Below are 15,002 nucleotides of genomic sequence, written 5' to 3'. Positions count from 1 at the left end.
GAATGTAGAAAAAATGCCTGTTTGGGGCGATGCGCGTTGCCCGTTAGATAAAGAATTTCTGGTTTATCTCGATTTCAATCCCCACATACCGCGGGCCGAACTTTTTGCGCAACGATGTGGTGAGCCCGTCGGAGGTTCCCTTGTACGGGTAGTTGAAACGGACCTTCATGTGCGGGTAAAGGCGTTTGATTTCGTCCTTGATGACATTCGCGTAGGCGCGTTCCTGCGGGCGCATGGGGTCGTACAGGATTCCGATATCGGTATTGCGGGGCTTGCCGTTCAGTACGGGAGTAAAGCTGTGTATGCCCAGGTGGACGATTGTGGCGCCTTTATTGCCGGCGACCTTGGAGCCTTTGCCGATGTTCTGCGTCACGAACCTTTCTACGTTCGCACGGTATTCCTTCCAGTAGGCGGTTGCCTCGGTCTTCACTTTCTCGGCGGCAGCCTTGTCGCTGGTTTCGAGTTCCCCGTAATATTCGCTGAATGCACTCTTGTTTGTAATGGTGCGGTTTAGGTCTACGAACAGACGCGAGAACTTTCCTTCGCAGCTAAACTCCGGCTTTGCGAATTTTACCAGCTTGCGGAAAACCTTCAGTGCCCCGATATCGTAGGCGCGGTGCGTTCCTTGCACATTCGTCGGTACAAACTTCTTGAATGCTGCCGGTAGGCGATTGCTTGCGTGCTCGCAGGTGAGCATCAGTTTCATTATTTCAACCTGTCCTTCAAGGCAGAAATTTCCTCTTTGGTCATGCCCTGTTTTTCCAGGAATTGTTCCGTAGGCGTAGCCCAGTCGATATCGTCGGCATCGGCGATGTCGATCCCGTCGGCGCGATAGACCGCCCGCAGGTTCCTTGTGACGACTGCCTTGAAAAAGTCCACCTGTTGCTCGTTCAGAGTGACTTGTTGGCCGTCGACGACATTGAAGTAGTTGCTGAAGGTCTTTGCGTAGTCCGCCTGGATTTCTTCGGTCTTTGCACCCATCAGCGCTTCCAGGATGGCGAGAGTAAAGCCGGTGCGGTCCATGCCGTAGATACAATGCACCAGATAAGGCCCTTCGTGCTCAATCATGAAACGGAATCCCTTGACAATTCCGTCCTTGAATGTACGGGAGTAGAACTCCACAGGAAGCGACAAGTAGATTGCGTTCTGTGTCGCGTAATAGGAGCTGTCAAAGTCCTTGTATGTCCTTGCGTAGTCTTCCGTATCGGTCAGGTTGATAAACGTGGCGACTCCCGCCTCTTTTGCGAGAGAATCGACATAGAGGTTGCGGCCTAGACAGTCGTCAATCGGGCTCGAAGAACGGTAGAGTTTCTTTTCTCCCATGCCCGTGGTGCGGATTTCCCTGAAGTTCGCGTATTCCTCGGCAGAAAGTTCCGGATATCTTTCCGGATAGACGTCCAGGTACTGGACGTAGCGCATTTCGAGCCCGAATAGGAATCCGCCCTTTTCTTTCAAGGAAATGTTGACTTCTATGGGCGCATTCTGGGCGGTTATTCCGATGACATCGGAGAAGGAACCGTTATGGATGCTCAAGCTTACGAAATTGGAGCCTGCGACTGCCGAGAACAAGAAGTGGGCGATGGGAACGTCGCTGTTTTTTTCGACTACGGGCATTTCAAGGGTGTCGTAGCCGACAATTGCAACCGTCACGATGTCTCCTATCTCAAATTTGGTCAGGAAGGAATCGGCCGGATAGAAAATATACAGGTTACCGGACGACACCCCGTTTTCCAGAATGTATGTGTGGAGTCCGGAACTATCAAATATGGTGGGATAGGTTTCTACGGAATCACTTGTGGTGGTATCAGGTTCAGTGATAGTGTCAAGTGGTGGTTCTTCCGGCGTAATTATGGGGTCTGTGACCTCGTCCGGGACTGAGGACGAGCCGGAATCGCCGCAGGCAACAAAAACCAGCGCGCAGAAAAGGAATGTCGCAAGAATCGAGAGTTTCTTTGTTGTCTGGACCATATACTTTGAAATATATTCTTTTATATTCCGTATAGCCTGTTTTCTGCCAGACATTTCGCCAATTTTCCGTATTCATACACGAAATCGTCCCGGTCGGGGTCTGCACCGACGTTTTTCACGAGGGCGCTGGCGAGGGTCCCGCGCTTGAACATGCTGGCGAGCAGTTCCTGGGAGTGCGCGGAAATCTTGCCTTTTATCCTGTCCGTGATTTTCTGGACAAGTTCACCGGCGGTGATTTCGCTTGCGTTAATATTCCAGATTTTTAGGTAGTCGCGGTCGCTGATTACCGTCTTTTCGGCGGAATGCGTGGTGCTGAGCAGGATTTTTGCGAGCGCGTCGGTATCGAGCGCGCGGATTTCGGCTTCACTAGCGAATGCGCCTTCCACAAGGCCCTTCAACACGGCGACTTCCCATTCGGCAATCGCGATGTCTGCGTCGGGGCATTCCTGGATGTCGACCAGGCGGATTTCCACGGCTCCTCGGTCGAAGCGGGCGATTGCTCCGCGGCTATTCAAGAAAAAGTGGTTCAGCAGGTGCTCCGGGTCGTACGGCGCGATGTCCGCCTTCACGCGATTGAAAATCTGTTCCTCGTAATCCTTGTACGTGAATACCGCTTCGGGAATCACCTTGCCGGTAATGCTCGGAATCTTCTCCTGGTTGTGGCGGTATGTCTCGATGCGTCCGTCCAGATAGCCGCAGTACTTGCTGTCCAAAAACGGGCTGGAGGCCGCCACGGCGGGAATCAGCGGCAACAATGCGCGGATGGCTGCGTGCAGTTTGCCGAATTCCTCGTCGCCATTGAAGGAGAGGTTTATATGGGTAGACTGCAGGTTCGCCCAGCCGTGCCCCTTGCAGTTGAAAATGCGGTCGTAAGTCTCGTAGATGTCGAGGCAGTCGTAGGGCCAGAGCTTCATTTCGGCGGGGTCCATGAAGGGGTGTGCCGCCGTGGGCAAGAGCATCGCGTTGATGCTCTTGAGCGATTCGTTCGCCTTCAGGATTTCCTTGTGAAAAGTCTTTCCCAGATGGTGGAGGCTTTCAACGGGCTCCGCGCACTTGAATTCCAGCACATGGCTCACGAGTTCGTTCGAAAGACCGATGGGGCCGTGTTCCACGTCCGAGAGCTGCTCGCCCTTTTCGTCTTTTCCGAGGGGGACATCGGCGCGGGGGAGTACATTCAGGGAGTCGCGATCCACGATCATGTACTCCATCTCGATGCCGTAACGTTGCCAAAGTTTATAATTGGACATTAGAACCATTCCCTCTCGTGTTGCTGCAGTTTATGCTGGGCGGCGTTCATGCGTTCTTCGATGCGGTGGCGCAGCGACCTCATGACGGCGAGATACACCTTGCTCTTGCCAACGCCATCTTCAATGCCCGCGTCAATACTCGGGTTGTCGTTCACCTCGATTACAATCGGGTGCCCGTGCCATTCCTTAAGGTCGACTCCATAGAGCCCGTTGCCAATAAGGCTGCAGATGCGGAGCGCCGTCTTCACGATTCCATGCGGCACCATCTCGATAGGGATGCTTTCGCACTTGCCCGAGAACGCTTCGCTCTGCTTGTCGTCGCTTTCCCAGTTGTAGATTTGCCAGTGGCCCTTCGCCATGTGGTACTTGCAGGCGTAAAGCGGCTTGCCGTCGAGTACGCCCACGCGCCAGTCGAATTCCGTCGGCGTGAATTCCTGCGCAATAAGCAGGTCGCTGTGCTCGAACATTTCGTCCAGTATCTGCTCGAGTTCTTCCTTGTTGGTGGCTTTTTTCACACCCATCGAGAAACTTGAATCCGGCGACTTGATGACCATCGGGAATCCGATTTCCTTGGCGAGCGTGTGACGGTTTTCGGCGTGCGCGATAATTGTCTTCGGCGAATGAATCTTGGCCGCCTGCATCAGTTCCTGCAGGTACACCTTATTGGAGCAGCGCAGAATGCTGTCTGGGTCATCGATGACGGCGATGCCCAGCGACTGTGCGCGGCGGGCAAAACTGTACGTGTAGTGGTTCACGTTCGTCGTCTCGCGGATAAACAGCGCATCGAATTCACCCACGCGCGGGTAGTCCTTGCGGGTAATCATCTCCACGCGGAATCCCGTATCTTCTGCCGCCTTCACAAAATGCTGTATGGCTTCCGCGTTGCTCGGCGGCTCAACCTCGTCCGGGTTCGTGAGGATGGCGAGGTCGTACAGGTAATCCTCCTCCTTGCTGGAGGCATAGCGGGTCTTCTCGAAGTATTCCTGCGCGAACTTGTCGACGAATTCCATGTGCGATTCGGGAATTTCGTCTACGCATATCGGGCGGATGCTCTGGATAAACCATTTCTGCTTGAACACGAATTTCGCACGCAGCAGCGGGGCCTGGAACAAGCGGTAGAGTTCCTGCGAAAGTTCCAGGTATTGCGGGCTCACGTTCTGCCCGAAGTATATCGAGAGCACGAATTCCGTGCCGGTGAGTTTGTGGAAACTTTTCTGAATCAGGTTGTCGATTTCGTCGGAGATATGCTTGATTACCGCCGGGGCCTTGAAGTCGCGCATGTTCTTGACGCCCGGGATAACCTTGTGTCCGCGGGCCTCGGCCAGGAGCGACACGTAGTAGCCCTTGCTCTGGTAACTGTAATCGCGGCAGAGGTTGAATACGCGCAGGTTGCGCTCGTTCGTGTACTTGCTCGAAATCAGGTAGTCCTGCGCCGAGATGATGTCTATGCCCGGAACGTGTAACTTCCAGTGCTTGGGGTTGTTTACGACTATTAACTTCTTCATGTTTTTTTCAAATTGTCATTCCCGGCTTGACCGGGAATCTTTATTTCTTATTCTCTATAACGAGCACGTTGCCGTCGTAGGTCATCACGCCGAGCAATATGCTGTGGATTAATCTAAACTTGTCGACCTTGTAATAGGGCGTCTTGTGGAGCGGATTGGTGCCGTCGGGGTCCGCCACCATGAACTGCTTGTTTTCGTCGATGCCGTATACGACCACGAAATGCCCCATGGGCTCGCCGTGGATGTCGTCGAATACAGACTTGTCGTCGGCACCGGTGAACTCGCGCATGCTGCGGTACAGGTAGGTGGCTGAAAGCCCGCAGAGCACGGGCACGCCCTTCTTGAAGTACTTCTCGAACATGGCCGCGCGCAAATCCTCGAATGCGACTTTCCCGCCCAGGTCAATGAAGCGGATGTACGCCTCGATGGCCTTGCGGAGCTTGGGCGCGTGTTTTGCCTTGTGCAACAGTTCAAGTTTCGCCTTCAGTTCCGGCATGCTGAGCGTGCTCCATGTGGGGTCCAAGAGCGTCAGGTTGTAGGAGTGTAGCGTGACCTTGAACCCGCGCTTGAGCGCGTCGATGCCGAGGAATACGCCTAGCGTCCCTCCGTCTTCCAGGAACTCAATTTCAGAAATAAGCTGCTTTAGAGAAATCTTGTAGCCGAGGTGGTTGTAGACCGCCTGGAGGCTTGTTGGCCCGCATGTCACATCGTCGGGCTGTTGCAGAATCTTGATGTCCATCGTATTGCCTTTATTTGCCTTTTAAGCCGGAGGTTTATCCGTTCTCGTCTGGCGGCTGTCGGGATGTTTTCCCGGGTCGTCGATGGGTGGGCTAAATAATATAAATTTTGCCACCGATTTTACAAGTCATAAGTGGGCTTTTGTATATTTTCCTCCAAAAAAAGGGAATTATCATGAAGAACTTTAGCGAAAATATCAAGTACATCGGTGTGGATGACCGCGATTTGGATTTGTTCGAAGGCCAGTACGTGGTGCCCGAGGGCATGGCGTACAATTCGTATGTGATTGTTGACGAAAAGATTGCCGTGGCCGATACGGTTGATGCGCACAAGGTGGGCGAGTGGCTCGCCAATCTGGAGGCCGCTCTTGCTGGCCGCAAGCCGGACTATTTGGTAATTCACCATCTGGAACCGGATCATGCCGGTGGCATTGCTGATTTTGTGGCGAAGTATCCGGAGACGACTCTCGTGGCCTCGGCAAAGGCGTTCGCGCTATTGCCGCAGTTCATGGCGCTGCCTGCATCGACCAAGACGCAGACCGTGAAGGAAGGCGAAACGCTTTCTCTTGGTGCTCACACATTGCAGTTTATCGGAGCCCCGATGGTGCACTGGCCCGAGGTGTTGTTCAGCTACGAACAGAGCGAAAAAGTGCTGTTCGCGGCCGATGCATTCGGCAAGTTCGGTGTTTATGATGCCGACCCGGACGACTGGGCATGCGAAGCTCGCCGTTACTACTTCAATATCGTGGGCAAGTACGGCAACCAGGTGCAGGCGGTTCTCAAGAAGGCTGCCGCGCTCGACATCAAGACGATTTGCCCGCTGCATGGCCCGGTACTCACCGAAAATCTCGGCTACTACATCGACAAGTACAATACCTGGAGCAGCTACGCTCCCGAAGACAAGGGCGTGCTTGTGGCATTCGCCTCGATTTACGGCGGAACCAAGAAGGCTGCCGAGAAGCTTGCCGAAAAGTTGACCGCCGCCGGAGTCGAGAAAGTCGTGGTCTCTGACCTTGCCCGCAGCGACATGGCCGAAGTCATCGAGGACGCCTTCCGCTACGACCGCATGGTGGTGGCCGCTCCCACGTACGATGCGGGCCTTTTCCCGGTCATGGAAGATTTCTTGAACCACCTGAAGGCCAAGAACTACTCCAACCGCAAGGTGGGTGTCATGGAAAACGGTACCTGGGCTCCGATGGCCGCCAAGAAGATGACCGAAATCCTCGCTACGCTCAAGAACGTGACGCTCGCCGAGACCGTGGTGACGGTGAAGTCCACGCTCAGCGCCGAATCCGAAGCCGCGATGGACAAGCTCGTGGCCGAGATGGCGTAGAAATCGCCGTAGTTGTCTTTGTAAAATAAATTTTTGAGAACATTTTAGGAATGGCGAAATTTTGCAAATTTCGTCATTTTTGTTTATTTTAGGCTAAAATACGGGCGGAAAATGGCATTGAAGGCAAAAATGCCTATTGACTTTTTCCTTTTTTGAATGTAATTTTTGAGAAAAATTTTGAGAACAATGCGGGCGGGTTGCCTGTGACTCAAAAAAGGATGGATGTTATGGGTTGTAATTCGTTAAGGATGTCGCTCTCGGCACTGCTTGTGTGCGGGGCGACGGTTGTCGGTACGGCGACTTCCGCGTTCGCGGTCACCTCGCCGGATTTCCCGATGGCGGGGTTCGCGACGCAGAACGGCGGCACTACGGGCGGCAAGGGCTATTCCGAGGTCACGGTGGACAACGTGAGTGACCTCAAGAGCTACGCCAAGGCGGGCAACAAGATTATTTACGTGAAGCCGGGGACGTACATGGGCCCCGTCGAGGTCGGCAGCAACGTGACGATTTACGGTTACCAGGGCGCCATTATCGCGCAGCCCAGCACGGGTAGCGCCATGAAGCTGAGCGGCTCGAAGAACGTCATCATCCGCAACCTGAAATTCAAGGGCGTGGGCGCGCATGACGACGACGACGAGGATTGCCTCCAGGTGAATCACGAATCCAAGAATGTGTGGATTGACCACGTGGATGTCTACGACGGTCACGACGGCAACCTGGACATCACCAACGCCTCGGACTACGTGACGATTTCGTGGACCAAGTTCAGCTATACCTCGGCATCGAGCGGCCACCAGTTCAGCAACCTGATTGGCAACAGCAAGACAAAGACGAGCGACCGCGGGCATCTGAACGTGACGATTCACCATACGTGGTGGGCCGATGGCGTGGTGGAACGCATGCCGCGTGTGCGCTTTGGCAAGGTGCATGTGGCGAACAACCTCTTCGACAGCAAGGATGCGAGCTACTGCGTGCGTGCTGCCATCGAGGCGGATATACGCATCGAAAGGAACGTGTTCATCGGCGTGCAGAAGGCGCTTGACCTCTACACGAGCGACGGTGCCATCACGGCGGCGCAGATGATCGAAAATTACGAAGAGAATGTGAAGAAGCCGCAGTCGGGGACAGGCACGGCGTTCAAGCCGAGCTATTCCATGAGCCTCACCGACGTGAGTACGCAGGCGAAGGCGTATGCCCTGCGCGATTCCATCAAGCTCTATGCGGGAGCGACACTTCCGGATCCGGGTGCATCGTCTGTGGTGACTCCGGCAAGTTCCAGCAGCGCAAAGTCGAGCTCTAGCGTGGCATCGAGTTCTTCCGTGAAATCGAGCAGCAGTGTCGCAAAGTCTAGTTCGTCGCAGGGTACTGTCGCGGGCGAGGCGACACTTACCAAGCATGGTTCTGGCAGTGCGAACCAGGAGGTGGCCCAGGGCGCTGCGATTACGGAATTCTACTACACGATTACGGTTGCGACAGGCGCTACGGTGACGGGGCTTCCGCAGGGTGTTTCGGGCACGCTGAAGGGTAGCGACTTCTACATTTCGGGAACGGTCGCGTCGAGCGTGGCTCCGGGTGCGTACAAGTATACGGTGACGACGACGGGTGCGACGACGAATGCCTCGAAGAGCGGGACGATTACCGTGATGGCTGGTAGCGGTGCAGAGCCTGCGTCGAGTTCCTCTGCAAAGTCCAGCAGTAGCGTCACACCGCGGTCGAGCGATAGCGAGACAAGTGTGTCCAGCAGTAGCAACAAGGTCACCGAGCCTGTCGAGGTGCAGAATGTGTCCAGCAGCAGCGAGGCTTCCGATGCGATTGTGGCTGTGATGGCGAACCGCATGAACCTTGCTGTGTCGGGCCGTGAAGTCGCTATTTATGGCTTGGGTACGGCCGCGGGCTCCGTGCAGGTAACCGTGTTCGACATGCAGGGCCGTCTGCTGTTCCGCCGGAATGTCACTGGCCAGAACAACGTCTTTGCGTTGCCGGGGGCTGGCTCGTACCTCGTACGTGTCGGCACCGAGAACCACGTGGTGAAGGCCCGTTAAAATTGTTCTCCTCCAAAACACCGGCGCCCGCATAACGGCGGGCGCTTTTTATTACATTGTGTGTAAAATGGGAGGACCACTATGAGATGGAGAATTTTTGCCCTGGTTGCATTCCTGTGTCTGGCCGCTTGCGGTGACGACGACAGCGATTTTACGACTCGCCCGGACGGGAAGGAATCTTCGTCGAGCGACGTTTCCTCGTCCAGCGATTCACCGCAGTCGAGCGATGGCGAGACAAGTGTGTCCAGCAGCAGTTCTGCGAAATCGTCATCGTCGAGTGTTGCTTCAAGTAGCTGTTCTAGCGGTGGCTACGTAGAGCCTTCCGCTGTGGTTGTGGGATCTATGACCGACGAACGCGATGGCCAAACCTATAAGACTGTGACCATTGGTACGCAGACGTGGATGGCGGAGAATTTGAACTACGCATACACTGACGTTCCTTATGAATATGAGAAAGCCAAAGAGGTGTTCACCTCCGATTCTACTAGCTGGTGCTATAATGATTCTGCAGAATATTGTGCTAAGTACGGTCGCCTTTATACGTGGGCAGCCGCGATGGACAGCGTGGGCGAGTGGTCTGCAAACGGCAAGGATTGTGGCTTTGGCAAGAGCTGTTCTCCGACTTATCCGGTACGTGGAATTTGTCCCAAGGGTTGGCACTTGCCGGATTTGACGGAATGGAGAACGCTGGCTACCGCAGTTGAACGAGCTGAGAGACTCAGATCTACTAGCGGCTGGGATGGTAGCGGCAACGGCACGGACTCCTATTCCTTCTCGGCGTTGCCTGCCGGCGACAGGGAGTACAATGGGAATTATGTCGGCGAGGGCGGCCGCGTAGACTTTTGGAGTTCTACTGAGAATAGCACGTACAGCACGTACCAGATAAACGTGAGCTACATCGGTACCGCCATGAGCATGGTCACCTACAGCAAGTACGGCGGTTTCTCCGTCCGTTGCCTCAAGGATTAGTTCTAAGGATAAATTTATCGACCGAATGCTTGCGGCAGTGCGTCGATGACATCGCTTGGGAGCATGCTGAATGCGCCGAGTTTTTCGCGGGCTGTGTGGCCTGCTTTTTGATGCAGCAATGCTCCGAGTACGGCGGCTTCGCAGGTGGGCAAGCCTTGTGCGAGCAGAGCCGTGATGATGCCGGTAAGAACGTCGCCCGAGCCGCCCTTGGCGAGGCCCGAGTTGTGTGCGGGCACGATGAACACGCGTCCGTCGGGGCTCGCGACGAAGGTGGGCGCGCCCTTCAGGAGGATGGCCTTTTTCGTGTGGCGGGCGATGCCGCGCAGTAGGTTCGGTATGTCGATGTCGTTTGTCGGGAGGGCGCCGAAAAGCCTTTCGAATTCGCGGCGGTGCGGGGTGAGCACGGCCGCGGAGGCGATACTGTGCAGGAACGATGCCGCGCCGGAGGCGGGGCTTGCCGAAGTCTTGTTGAGTGTGGCGATGGCGTTCAGCGCGTCGGCGTCGATGACCGTCGGACACTTGACTTGCGGGAGTATTTCGATGACGGCGTCGCGCGTGCATTCGGCGCTACCGATTCCGGGCCCGATGGCGAGCGCCTGGTTGTGTGATGCCTTCTCGAGAATCTGCGGGATGTGTGCGGGGGAGAGGGCGGTGGCGCGGTCGTCGACCGTGTCTCCGTCCTGGCCGGACATATCTTGCAAATTGCAGAATACGGGTTCCGAGAGCTTTGCCTGCAACACAGGCATTATGGCGTCCGGACTCGCGAGCGTCACGAGGCCGGCGCCGCTCCGGAGGGCTGCCTGCGTGCAGAGCGCGGCGGCTCCCGGCATGTCGCCGGAACCTGCGACAATCATGGCGCAGCCCTGGGCGCGCTTGTCTCCCCAGTCGTCGCGCTCGGGCAAGATTTGCGGGATGAGCGATTCGGTGGCGAGGAACGTGTTCTCGTTGAACTGCGCGACGGTGCCTGCGGGGTAGCCGAGCGAGGCAACCGAGGCTTCCCCGAATGTGGGCCCGCCTTCGCGAGTGTATGCATCCAGCCGCGGGAACCCGAACAGGAGGGTTTCGCAAGCGCGGGTACAGGGTTCGCGACGCACGTGTTCCTGTGAGTCGTAACCGGTGGGTGCGTCGGCTGCGACAACCGGGATGTTTGATGCGGCAATGTCGCGGACCGCGGCTGCGTACAGTTCTCGGAGTTCTCCGTGCGCTCCGTTCCCGAGCATGCAATCGACAATCAAATCAAAATCAGCGAACCGCGGCGTGCGTGGCGCAGTTCCTGCCTGCGACAAACTTTCCGCTGTCGGCGAATACAGAATTAAACGGCCGCCTGCCAGCGCAAAATCGTCCAGTGCCATCTTGGCTTCGTTCTGGAACTTGTTCGCGGCGGCAAGCGAATACGTGGTGCAGGGAATCCCTGCTTCAATCAGTAGTTTTGCGAGCACGAGCCCGTCACCGCCGTTATTGCCTCCGCCGACAAATACTGCGACAGATCGCGGCGTTTTTCCAATTCCGAAATTATCTAGAGTCTCAACTACCTTCTCGAACAGCGCGGCGCCCGCCTGCTTCATCAGGCCGTACCCAGCTTCAATTGCGGACGCACCTCCGGCGAGAGCTTCCTTTGCCGCTTTGTCAAGCGCCCTCATCCCCTCTGTCGAAAGGACGGGCTTGAGTTCCGAATAACTGAACTGGTCGAGAAGTTTCATACATTGAATATATATTTATACCGCGGCCTTTGACAAGACCTCGATGGCATATTCACTGTACTTGACGCCGCCTTTTGCCGCGTTGCGCTTGAGTCCTTCGATAACCCAAACTGGCAAACGGAAAGATGCCATCTTCGTTGCTTCGCGGGCCTTGCGCGCCTTGATTTCCTTTACGGTTTCTTCCCAGGGGCCGTTGCTGACGATTGCGGTTCCATTGGCGAGGGCTTCTTTGAAATCTTCTGAAAAATCGTGCTCGTTAAAATAACGGAGTTCTTCTTCCGTCATGTCGGGCTTTTCCATTACCTTGAATTCCATAGATTTTCCTCGTGTTTGATGATGGCTTTTATGCTGTCATACGCAAATATACATAAAGAGAATGTCAGAACTTGACATTCTTAAAAATGTGCTACCGTGGGAAATTTTTGAATTTTCTATTTTACTTCTGTGCCGTTTACGCGGCCAATCATTCCGTCAAAATAGATAAAGTCGGCGTCCTTGTTCTTCTACACCGCTACAATCAGGATGAGGGCGGCAACTGTCATAATCTTTTTTCGTGCGTTCTTTTGCATTTTCCGTGATTTTGACTGTCAAAATTTGTTTTTCATTGGCTTTTGCAGGTAAAAAAATATATATATACCATAATTAGGAAAATATCACGAGGAGACAAAATGAAAAAATTACTCGGTCTTTTGGCAATCTGCACTTTGGTTGCCTGTAATGAATCTGGCGAAACAGGTGTGACGGCACCTCCGGTCGGAGGAGACCAGCCTCAGGCCCAGAACCCGCAGGACACCCCGCTGAATGCGGATTCCATTCGTCAGCATGTGCTTGATTCGATTGCCCAGGCAAGCCTGGTCCAGTCCTCATCTGACGCCGTTCCGGTTAGCAGCGAGACTCTGCCGCTCCTGTCCAGCAGTTCCCTGCTGATTCCCAGCTCTTCTAGCGAGCTGACTCCGTCCAGCAGTTCTGCTGCATTGCCTGTGTCCAGCTCTACGGTCCCGCCGAAGAGTTCCAGTTCGGTTGTCGTGGACGACGGCACCATCAAGCTTGAACTGTGGGATGGCTCCCTCGGCAAGTCGCATGTGCCGGTTGGAAACAACGACGGTGGCTGGTGGTACAAGTACGATGATAATGAAAATGGTGGTGAATCCTCCATAGATTGGCAGGTTGAACCGGATGCCAAGGGTGACATGACTCCTGTGGTCGAGGCTTGCGGTGGCGTTTGTGGTAGCTTCTCGCTTGGTGGTTCCGAAAACCTTGGCTACGACGGATATGTCGGCTTTGCTTTCGGCTTTGGAAAAAACAACTCGTATGAGGGCGATGCTTCCAAGTTGGGTGGTATTTGCGTTGAATACAAAGCGACTGTTAAGATGTCGATTGAACTTGGTCTAACCAATGCTGTCGAAAAATCGATTCAAAATGCGAATCCGGCATTTGAACTGGCAAAGTCGACGACATTGAATGTCGTGGATATCGCTTGGGGTGAATTTGAACAGCCGTCATGGTATACAGGAGCGACGAAGATATCAGGAACTGTTGCCGCAAAGCAGCTTTCTTCGCTCAAGTTCAAGATAACGGGGGCTGACGGTGTCAGCGGTACGTTTGCCGTTACCAAGGTTGGACCGTACGGTGGCTGCAACTAATCGCCTGAATTAGATTTAAAAAGCGCTCCTTCGGGAGCGCTTTTTTTATTCTTGAAAGAAAGATCCCCGCCTTCTCCCCAAAGAGGATAACTCTACTGAGGCAACAAGTTGCCAAGTATCGTATAGCGGGGATGACATTCGGGTTACTTGATGATGAGCATGGAATCATCCCAAGCTTCGTGCTTTTCGAGGCCGAGGAGGTTGGCCGTCGTAGCAGCGATGTTGGAAAGACCCCAGTCGCCTTCCTTGAGACCGAGCTTGCCACCCGTTACGTTATCGTAAAGGATGCAAGGAACCTTGTTGAGCGTGTGGCTCGTCTTGGCCTTGAAGGTACCGTCCTTGTTGACCTTCGGCATGCCGGTCTTCTTGTCGATTTCGTACATTTCGTCGGCGTTACCGTGGTCAGCCGTGATGATGGCGACACCACCGAGGGCGTCGATTACCGGGAGCAAGCGGGCGAGGCCGATGTCCACAGCTTCGATAGCCATCGTAGCGGCGCGGAAGCTACCAGTGTGGCCCACCATGTCGCCGTTCGGGAAGTTGCAGCGGAGCGTCTGGTACTTGCCGCTCTTCAAGGCTTCGATCATGGCGTCGGTGATTTCGGCGGCCTTCATCCACGGGCGCTGTTCGAACGGAACAACGTCAGATTCAATTTCGAGGTAGGTTTCGCCGTCGAACTTGCTGGAACGGTTACCATTCCAGAAGTAGGTCACGTGGCCGTACTTCTGCGTTTCGGAGCAAGCGAACTGCTTCACGCCCGTTTCGGCAAGCCATTCACCGCTGGTTTCCTTGATGGCCGGAGGCGGCACCAAGAAGCGGTTCGGGAGCTTGAGGTCGCCGTCGTACTGGAGCATGCCGGCGTAGCAGACCTTCGGGAAGCGCACTCGGTCAAATTCGTTGAAGGATTCTTCTTCGAAGGCACGGGTGATTTCGATAGCGCGGTCGCCACGGAAGTTGAAGAACACTACGGAGTCGCCATCGTTGATGGTACCGACCGGCTGACCGTCCTTCGCAATCACGAACGGCGGGAGGTCTTGGTCAATAGCCTTGGTTTCGCCACGGAGCGTTTCGATAGCCTGGGTGGCGTTGTCGAAGTAGCGGCCTTCGCCGAGCACGTGGGTCTTCCAGCCGAGTTCCACCATCTTCCAGTTAGCGTTGTAACGGTCCATGGTGATCTGCATACGGCCACCGCCGCTAGCGATGCAAACGTCGAATTCCGGGCTGCGGAGTTCGTCGAGGAACTTTTCGAACGGGCCGACGTAATCGAGAGCGGAAGTTTCCGGCACGTCACGACCGTCGAGGAGGATGTGCACGCGGACCTTCTTGAGGCCTTCCTTCTTGGCCTGGGCGACCATGGCCTTGAGGTGGCTGATGTTGGAGTGGACGTTACCGTCGCTGAAGAGGCCGATGAAGTGGAGCACGGTGTTCTTGGCGCGAACGTTCTCGGCAATTTCCTTCCAGGCGTCGCGGCCGAAGATTTCGCCGGAGACGATGGAATCCTGCACGAGGGCGGCACCCTGGTTGTACACCTGGCCGGCACCGATGGCGTTGTGACCCACTTCGGAGTTACCCATGTCTTCGTTGGTCGGCATACCCACGGCGCGGCCGTGAGCCTTCAGGAGCACGTTCGGGTACATCTTGAAGAGGTTGTCAAGTGTCGGGGTGCGGGCAGCCTTGATGGCGTTGCCTTCGACCTTATCGGTGATGCCAAAACCGTCCATCACGATGGTGACGACCGGTCCCTTGATGCCGGGGAAATTGGAAAGCTTCTTGAGCATGTTGTGTCTCCTTGAGCTCGGCCTGAGCCTAGCCAGTTGAATTAAAATCCGAGCACAAATTTAGAAAACATCGGGGCCAT

General features: G+C 55.0%; 12 protein-coding genes. 4 read left to right on the top strand and 8 right to left on the bottom strand.

The annotated features are described in order from the left end of the window. Positions 1-43: 43 nt before the first annotated feature. Genes B7994_RS11135 through B7994_RS11115 form a run of 5 tightly spaced genes read right to left on the bottom strand, consistent with a single transcriptional unit; the run spans position 44 to position 5,459 of the window. Positions 44-706, bottom strand: a complete 663-nt coding sequence (locus B7994_RS11135) for an N-formylglutamate amidohydrolase (RefSeq protein WP_088638529.1) — start codon at positions 704-706, stop codon at positions 44-46. Beyond that, on the bottom strand, positions 706-1,968 hold the full coding sequence (locus tag B7994_RS11130; RefSeq protein WP_158213138.1) for a tyrosine-protein phosphatase: 1,263 nt from the start codon (positions 1,966-1,968) through the stop codon (positions 706-708). The genes B7994_RS11135 and B7994_RS11130 overlap by 1 nt, the downstream gene beginning before the upstream one ends. 20 nt (positions 1,969-1,988) lie before the next feature. Continuing rightward, on the bottom strand, positions 1,989-3,215 hold the full coding sequence (locus tag B7994_RS11125) for a glutamate-cysteine ligase family protein (RefSeq protein ID WP_088638527.1): 1,227 nt from the start codon (positions 3,213-3,215) through the stop codon (positions 1,989-1,991). Next, positions 3,215-4,720 carry a RimK family protein gene (locus B7994_RS11120; RefSeq protein WP_088638526.1) on the bottom strand — a complete coding sequence of 502 codons (1,506 nt, stop codon included), beginning with the start codon at positions 4,718-4,720 and terminating at the stop codon, positions 3,215-3,217. The genes B7994_RS11125 and B7994_RS11120 overlap by 1 nt, the downstream gene beginning before the upstream one ends. Before the next feature lie 40 nt (positions 4,721-4,760). Continuing rightward, on the bottom strand, positions 4,761-5,459 hold the full coding sequence (locus B7994_RS11115; protein WP_088638525.1) for a peptidase-C39 like family protein: 699 nt from the start codon (positions 5,457-5,459) through the stop codon (positions 4,761-4,763). Positions 5,460-5,632: 173 nt separating this feature from the next. On the opposite strand from B7994_RS11115, the gene B7994_RS11110 reads away from it, so the two are divergent. The 3 genes from B7994_RS11110 to B7994_RS11100 all read left to right on the top strand — a co-directional run bounded on the left by B7994_RS11110 (position 5,633) and on the right by B7994_RS11100 (position 9,801). Beyond that, positions 5,633-6,790, top strand: a complete 1,158-nt coding sequence (locus B7994_RS11110) for an FprA family A-type flavoprotein (RefSeq protein ID WP_233143185.1) — start codon at positions 5,633-5,635, stop codon at positions 6,788-6,790. A 227-nt stretch (positions 6,791-7,017) separates the two neighbouring features. Beyond that, on the top strand, positions 7,018-8,832 hold the full coding sequence (locus tag B7994_RS11105) for a T9SS type A sorting domain-containing protein (RefSeq protein ID WP_088638561.1): 1,815 nt from the start codon (positions 7,018-7,020) through the stop codon (positions 8,830-8,832). A gap of 81 nt (positions 8,833-8,913) precedes the next feature. Then, positions 8,914-9,801: a fibrobacter succinogenes major paralogous domain-containing protein gene (locus B7994_RS11100; RefSeq protein ID WP_088638524.1), complete on the top strand. Its 888-nt coding sequence runs from the start codon at positions 8,914-8,916 to the stop codon at positions 9,799-9,801. Between the two features lie 14 nt (positions 9,802-9,815). On the opposite strand, the gene B7994_RS11095 is transcribed toward B7994_RS11100, so the two are convergent. Next, positions 9,816-11,501 carry an NAD(P)H-hydrate dehydratase gene (locus B7994_RS11095; RefSeq protein ID WP_233143184.1) on the bottom strand — a complete coding sequence of 562 codons (1,686 nt, stop codon included), beginning with the start codon at positions 11,499-11,501 and terminating at the stop codon, positions 9,816-9,818. 15 nt (positions 11,502-11,516) lie between these two features. After that, positions 11,517-11,816 (bottom strand): hypothetical protein, encoded by a 300-nt coding sequence (locus B7994_RS11090; protein ID WP_088638523.1) that lies wholly within the window; start codon positions 11,814-11,816, stop codon positions 11,517-11,519. A 353-nt stretch (positions 11,817-12,169) separates the two neighbouring features. Here B7994_RS11090 and B7994_RS11085 point away from each other — a divergent pair, with 353 nt between their 5' ends. Continuing rightward, positions 12,170-13,144: a hypothetical protein gene (locus B7994_RS11085; protein WP_144063858.1), complete on the top strand. Its 975-nt coding sequence runs from the start codon at positions 12,170-12,172 to the stop codon at positions 13,142-13,144. A 143-nt stretch (positions 13,145-13,287) separates the two neighbouring features. Here B7994_RS11085 and gpmI read toward each other — a convergent pair whose 3' ends face one another. Next, positions 13,288-14,922, bottom strand: coding sequence for a 2,3-bisphosphoglycerate-independent phosphoglycerate mutase (gpmI, locus tag B7994_RS11080; RefSeq protein WP_088638521.1), 1,635 nt, complete (start codon positions 14,920-14,922; stop codon positions 13,288-13,290). Positions 14,923-15,002: the final 80 nt, after the last annotated feature.

The sequence above is a fragment of the Fibrobacter sp. UWR2 genome (genome assembly GCF_002210285.1).
Taxonomy (GTDB): Bacteria; Fibrobacterota; Fibrobacteria; order Fibrobacterales; family Fibrobacteraceae; genus Fibrobacter.
This window is presented reverse-complemented; position numbering and strand designations above follow the sequence as displayed.

Coding starts and splice junctions, on each gene's coding strand:
- B7994_RS11090 (WP_088638523.1), bottom strand. CDS start 11,816: ATGGAATTCAAGGTAATGGAAAAGCCCGACATGACGGAAGAAGAACTC.
- gpmI (WP_088638521.1), bottom strand. CDS start 14,922: ATGCTCAAGAAGCTTTCCAATTTCCCCGGCATCAAGGGACCGGTCGTC.
- B7994_RS11095 (WP_233143184.1), bottom strand. CDS start 11,501: ATGAAACTTCTCGACCAGTTCAGTTATTCGGAACTCAAGCCCGTCCTT.
- B7994_RS11085 (WP_144063858.1), top strand. CDS start 12,170: ATGAAAAAATTACTCGGTCTTTTGGCAATCTGCACTTTGGTTGCCTGT.
- B7994_RS11130 (WP_158213138.1), bottom strand. CDS start 1,968: ATGGTCCAGACAACAAAGAAACTCTCGATTCTTGCGACATTCCTTTTC.
- B7994_RS11110 (WP_233143185.1), top strand. CDS start 5,633: ATGAAGAACTTTAGCGAAAATATCAAGTACATCGGTGTGGATGACCGC.
- B7994_RS11105 (WP_088638561.1), top strand. CDS start 7,018: ATGGGTTGTAATTCGTTAAGGATGTCGCTCTCGGCACTGCTTGTGTGC.
- B7994_RS11125 (WP_088638527.1), bottom strand. CDS start 3,215: ATGTCCAATTATAAACTTTGGCAACGTTACGGCATCGAGATGGAGTAC.
- B7994_RS11120 (WP_088638526.1), bottom strand. CDS start 4,720: ATGAAGAAGTTAATAGTCGTAAACAACCCCAAGCACTGGAAGTTACAC.
- B7994_RS11115 (WP_088638525.1), bottom strand. CDS start 5,459: ATGGACATCAAGATTCTGCAACAGCCCGACGATGTGACATGCGGGCCA.
- B7994_RS11100 (WP_088638524.1), top strand. CDS start 8,914: ATGAGATGGAGAATTTTTGCCCTGGTTGCATTCCTGTGTCTGGCCGCT.
- B7994_RS11135 (WP_088638529.1), bottom strand. CDS start 706: ATGAAACTGATGCTCACCTGCGAGCACGCAAGCAATCGCCTACCGGCA.